This is a genomic window from Paenibacillus sp. An7 (assembly GCF_009870785.1).
Lineage (GTDB): Bacteria > Bacillota > Bacilli > Paenibacillales > Paenibacillaceae > Paenibacillus.
In genome coordinates this window covers 1-5,584 of the sequence record NZ_WTWX01000047.1, presented here as the reverse complement: position 1 = coordinate 5,584, position 5,584 = coordinate 1, and the positions used below count along the sequence as shown (strand labels likewise).

General features: G+C 34.6%; 5 protein-coding genes. 1 reads left to right on the top strand and 4 read right to left on the bottom strand.

The window, feature by feature from the left end; translation table 11 throughout:
• Positions 1 to 140 precede the first annotated feature (140 nt).
• Together GQY27_RS20855 and GQY27_RS20850 are read right to left on the bottom strand one after the other, a co-directional pair.
• Positions 141 to 335 carry a hypothetical protein gene (locus GQY27_RS20855; RefSeq protein WP_160037186.1) on the bottom strand — a complete coding sequence of 65 codons (195 nt, stop codon included), beginning with the start codon at positions 333 to 335 and terminating at the stop codon, positions 141 to 143.
• 205 nt (positions 336 to 540) lie between these two features.
• Entirely contained in the window at positions 541 to 1,224 is a 684-nt protein-coding gene (locus GQY27_RS20850; protein ID WP_160037185.1) for a hypothetical protein, read from the bottom strand.
• A gap of 778 nt (positions 1,225 to 2,002) precedes the next feature.
• On the opposite strand from GQY27_RS20850, the gene GQY27_RS20845 reads away from it, so the two are divergent.
• On the top strand, positions 2,003 to 2,194 hold the full coding sequence (locus tag GQY27_RS20845; RefSeq protein WP_160037184.1) for a hypothetical protein: 192 nt from the start codon (positions 2,003 to 2,005) through the stop codon (positions 2,192 to 2,194).
• An 801-nt stretch (positions 2,195 to 2,995) separates the two neighbouring features.
• Here GQY27_RS20845 and GQY27_RS20840 read toward each other — a convergent pair.
• Positions 2,996 to 3,520 (bottom strand): hypothetical protein, encoded by a 525-nt coding sequence (locus GQY27_RS20840; RefSeq protein WP_160037183.1) that lies wholly within the window; start codon positions 3,518 to 3,520, stop codon positions 2,996 to 2,998.
• Between the two features lie 94 nt (positions 3,521 to 3,614).
• Positions 3,615 to 4,976 (bottom strand): hypothetical protein, encoded by a 1,362-nt coding sequence (locus tag GQY27_RS20835; RefSeq protein ID WP_160037182.1) that lies wholly within the window; start codon positions 4,974 to 4,976, stop codon positions 3,615 to 3,617.
• Positions 4,977 to 5,584 lie beyond the last annotated feature (608 nt).

The window sequence follows — 5,584 nt, the reverse complement described above, 5'->3', positions numbered from 1 at the left end:
TTAGCACTTCAGTTGTAACAAGATCGATCCTCTTTGCTAAAGCTAAAAGCCCATTTCTCAAGATCGCCCTGTCGGTTATTTGCCACAGGCAAAACTAAGACCAAGACCCATTCCTGCATCGGACTCCCAAATCTAAATGATTATTTCCTCCCAAAAATATCATCTTTATCAGCTAAAGCAGATATAGCATTTCTAGTAATTCTAGCTATTTCATCATTTTTTTCATTTCGAACCACAGAAGATAATAAAAGACATACAACTCTTTCTGGAGATACATCACTTAATCTTTTTATGTGATCTTCAAAAAATTCTTTAGAACCAAATTCAATACTCATTTTTTCTTTCCTCCTTGGATTTAATTTTGCACCTATGGTACTGAATTTGATTAATTTGATCATACACCGCATATAAAACTCTCAAATGGCCGTATAACGCATTTTATGTTTTTCTGTTAATTGGATACTTTGTTTTTCAAAAACCTTTACAGGGTAGGATTCTGCCTCACTATGATTACAGCAAGGCGACTAAATTCTAAGGGTATTAAATTTCCTCTAAGGCTCTCTCCATTTGATCCTCATTGGCTTTCACAGACTCACTATCAACTGCATCTGCACCTCTATAGGTATATTTCGAATTCTGCCAAAAATCAAATGCGAAACTAGGCATTGGTTCATTTTTATCCTCATAACTCGATACAATAACACTAGACTTGAATATATTGGTGAGCATATACTCAGCATCTGTTATGTCTTTTAAATATTCTTTGTTTTTAAATGCACTTATAATTTCATTCTCAAAAGCAGTGAGCTCCTCTTCTGAGGGAATATAATTATTAACTAATTCAAGCTCTACTTGGTCGAATTTCTCTGTTACACTTTGATCAGAGTTAGCTATTTCTTTAATTTTAGTTCTCCAATCAATAGTTTTAGTTTCCTCTTCAACTTCTGTTCCTGATGGCTCTGCTTCAATTTCATCTTTTGGTGCTGGTTCTACACTTGGCTTATTAACCTCTTCAGATTTAGTTTGAGTATTTGTTGTAGTTGGGACTGTTTTAGTCTCAGCTAATTGCTTTTCTTGGTCTTCCGTTGGAATTAAAAAAAATAAAATTATTAAAATACTCCAAATGATTGCTGCCACTTTTGGCGCTTTACCTAATTTCCTCCAAGAGATAATCACCATAATAAAAGGTATACAAATCCAACCCAAAATTCTTAGAAACTTCATCTCCACTACGCCCCTATGAAATATTTTCCAGACAATTAATTATATAGGAGATTTGGTCCATTGTCGTTGCCTTTTTATACGGATTGATTGTTTACTATAGGTATAATTGGAACTACCTACTTTAGAGTTAATTTTCTTTTATTTTTGTATCAATTGTAAGGCCATCTTTAATTTCAACAAAAAAGCTATTGAGAAAAAAAAGACTGCAGGCAAACTAGTCTAAGCTAGTTTGCCTGCAGTCTGAAGCACCTTAACAGATGCTTTAATTTATCTAATACCCAATAACATTGTAACGTGAAAATACATGTATCCAAACACCAAACTGGTTACGATCATGTAAATCATCTGAAATCGTGAACTCTTAAAACTATTGATAAGACTCCACATAAATATGACGCCTACAAGAAAATAAACTATGTTCATATCCAATTGTGACCCTCCGTTTGTTTATTATTGAACAAAATAAAACTTTCTCATCTATGTTCTCCCAAAGATGTCATTATGTAGAACCGACCAGTAGCTACGAAAACGTAATACTACTAGTTAATAATATTAATGTCTAGTATAAAATATGGAAATATTAATCTGACTTTATAGAAGGTTTAAGTATTCCCTGATTTGTGCAGTTTCTACATTCAAACCTCTTCTTCTAATACATTATCATTCAACAAATGTTCCTTCTTTTTAAAAGGGTAGTTCTATTTGTATAACCACAAGTGGTTTATATAAATAGAACTACATGTGGTTTTTCATAATTCCTCGATGAAAAGAACCGGCGATGCCGGTTATCTCCTTTCCTTGTTCTCCTTCCTTGATTATGCTTAATAATCCCTTGCATGATGATGAAGCAAAGCGGAATCATGATGCTATCTTTTTGCATGAGCTGCTTGATGGGAGCAAAGCAACGCGGAGCGGACATGATGCAGCCATGCCATCCCTGATTTCGCATCAAAGCGCCCTTGGTCCTTAGCTCCGTGCGGGGTGTAAAGCGAGGGACAGGAACATAGAGCGCCTTATCCGGGATGCTTTACCCCGGTTAGGCGCTCTAGTTATCGGCCCAAGTAACCCCGCAGCGGTGCGTATCGGATCTTAGGTGGCCGATCTTGCCGCCTTAGAGCTGGTAGCATCAGCACGAGCGTTCTATCTCCCTTTCACTCTTCTTTACTTAATAAGTACCACCAGCTACCACACAATCGATTACCCTGCAGAAGATAAAAGCCCATTACTCCAAATAATCCTTTTAATTTATCCTTTCATTTGGTTGCAACCAAATGAGAGAAAAAAAGATGCACCCATCATTCAGGTGCACCCACGTTTTGAAACTAATATGTACGATCTTCAACCAGATCAATGCTTTAACTTTCCAAGGGAACGATATATACATCTATTCAAAGTAATTCCTAGTATTGGGTAAATGTATTTTTAGCCGTTTTCCCAATAATATTTGTGCCGATTCCGTCTACCGCTCCTCCGATTATACCGCCTAACACCGGAACAGCTTTGCCTAAATTTATAACGCCTTTTTCCCCAAACTTGGTTAGTAATCTAGCTCCTACTTTTTTGTTTATCGCCTTTATCACTTCGTTTGGAATCTTTCGGTATAGGGTCTGCACCTATGCCATATTGAATTGTAGATAAATGCAGTTCATCTTCCTTCACAAACCAAGTATTTGCAAATTCTTTAATTACCTTATTACATTTCCGCTAAAGCTTAGAATATAAAAAGAAGAGAATTGATTATCTCTTCTTTTTATATTATTTATGGCAACCCTCAGTTAGAAGTTACAAGCTTATTGAATTCATCTACCGCTTTATTGAAATCAGCATTAAACGATTTAGATTTCGAATACTCTGATGGTAAGTTTTCTACAAGCTCATGAATCGCTTTTTTGTAGAGCTGAAATTCCTCAGATTTCCATGTATTACTCTCCTTAAATTGAGCATACATTACGGATCGAATATTGATAATCATTTCATCAAATCTAGGGAGAAGTTCTATGGTATTAAGCTTAGAAAAAAATGAACTATTTTGTTGGAAATGAGTAAGTTTTTCGTCCCAAGCTATCAGGTTATTATAGATATCAAAAACATATCGAGTTGTTTCTTCTTTAGGTGCCTGTTCACTAAGTAGGTTGAAGAGAAAATCGACATCCTTTCCATAGTTGACAAATTGAATGTATTCTTCTGATCTCTTTGTTTTTTCTGTACTACTGTCTAGTAACTGAAAAGTGAATATACCAATTAAAATTATATTCAAGAGAACAGACAGCATTATAATTATATTATATCTTTTCAACTCGTAAACAATCCCCTTTCTAATCAAAAGCTTAGCCCGTTTAGGCAGAATACTAAACTAGCTAAGCTTCTGAAACTATCTATCAAAAATTAATTTAGTTTACAGTATGTTTAACATAAGCATAATTAGTCCATAATTTAATTCCCAGTGGAACTTCAGAATTAACCATATTATATTGAACTCTACCTCTGGAGATGAGGTTAACAGTTTTATTGGTGAATAAAGTCCAATTGAATTCAGCGGTTATACCAGACGTCTTACCATTTACAGCCTCATTAGCATTTTTCCAACTTATAGTATTGGGTAGGTTTAAATTAGCAGGTTTTTTAAATGTCACCCACGCTTCGTCATATGAAGGGCGATATGATGTAGTACCCGAAGTCGTTACTCCATTTGAAAATGCTTGAAGCACTTTTCCAACATATCCAACGCCAGGAACAATATAATCTATTAATTCAAATGAGTATGTAGACATAGTATAGGACTCATTTATTGTCCCAGGTGTCGTTGAAATAATCCTCAAATATTGTCCGTAGCCGTTACTATCCTCAACATTTAATTTTGCTTCGGCCCCATTAAGATAAACTTTATAGAAGTCTTTCCAATGGTTGTTTAATGTATCTAATCTTCCCCATATTTGAATATTAGTATATCCCACTTCCACGCCTTTCCTATTAGAAGTAGCCATTACAACGGTACTCCAATTATTTGCAACAGGATTGTTTTGAAGTTTGTAACTATAAGCATTACCTTGATGCTTAAATTGCAGTCCTTTTCTTTCTTGAATAGTGTTTATTGTATTACTTTCATCAGAAGTAGTAATATTCTCCTCTTGAACTTCATTATCTTCTAATAATATCTTTGTGATTTCATCGTCTTTCAAGAAATCACTATCGCCAAAAGGCAAGACAACTGCTCCATCTTCATATGTACCCATGGTTACGTATGAGAATCTTTCACCGGATTCTACAATTGAAGCAGAACTAATTGTAGTAACCATATTTTTTTCGTTTATATCTTTAATAGTTGTTTCAAAGGTTCCCCAAAGAAGGGTATTTCCAGAACTTAAAGTTGCAGTTTTGGTAGAAGCATCTTCAATTATAAAATCGAATGTATTACCTGCTATTGTCAGGGTTCCTGTTCCACCTTTACCAATATAGAAGTCTCCAGATGGCTTTAACTCTTGATTAATTGACAATGAATTATTGCTACGAGACAAGATAGAAAAGTTCTGGATTCCTATACGCGCTGCAGAATCAATGTTGTCTTCACCGTCAAATCCTGGTGGAATAGCGTTATTATTGTAACTATCAGAGGTTTCAAATATTATTGGATTAACATCATCCACAATCTGAGGACTTGCAACAGCTGTATTAACTACTAAAGATAGGCTAGCTATCGATGCCATTAATACCCTACTGCCCATAATCAGAAATTTTCTTTTGTTTTTTTTCAAAATCTTTTCTCTCCCCTTTAATCAAAATGAAGCACCACATAGAATAATCAAAATAGAAAATTATTCAAAATTTCAATTCTATGAGATTAGCACATTGATATTAATAAAACAATACAAAATTAGGAAAATATTAATTAGTAATTATTCAATATTATAGAATCTAGTCTTAAAATAAAGCTTATACCTAAAAATTCAACGTAAATATTCTATTGATATAGGAGCGAATGTTTGATTATAATGATTAAAGCAAACAAAGAACTGAAAATTACGAGCATCGGGTTCATCAACTACTTATCAATAAATCGTTGCCAAGAAGATTGGTCCATCCTCTCGTAATGAAATGACAGCTTGCCTGAACCAAAGTTATAGATTCATGTCGTACACGCCCATCTGTCTCATTGAAAACTCATTATTTGATTTGACGGGTACAAATTTTGCTTTACGACATAAAGGTTAATTTTCATAAATTTTGAGCTGGAATCGAGCTCATGGAGATAGGAATAAAAGCCTATCGCATTAAGGCAAAAGGGAGAAAAATCTTTTCTATAAAAAAGGGAGCGAAGCAACGCGGAGCGGACATGATGCAGCCATGCCATCCCTGATTTCGC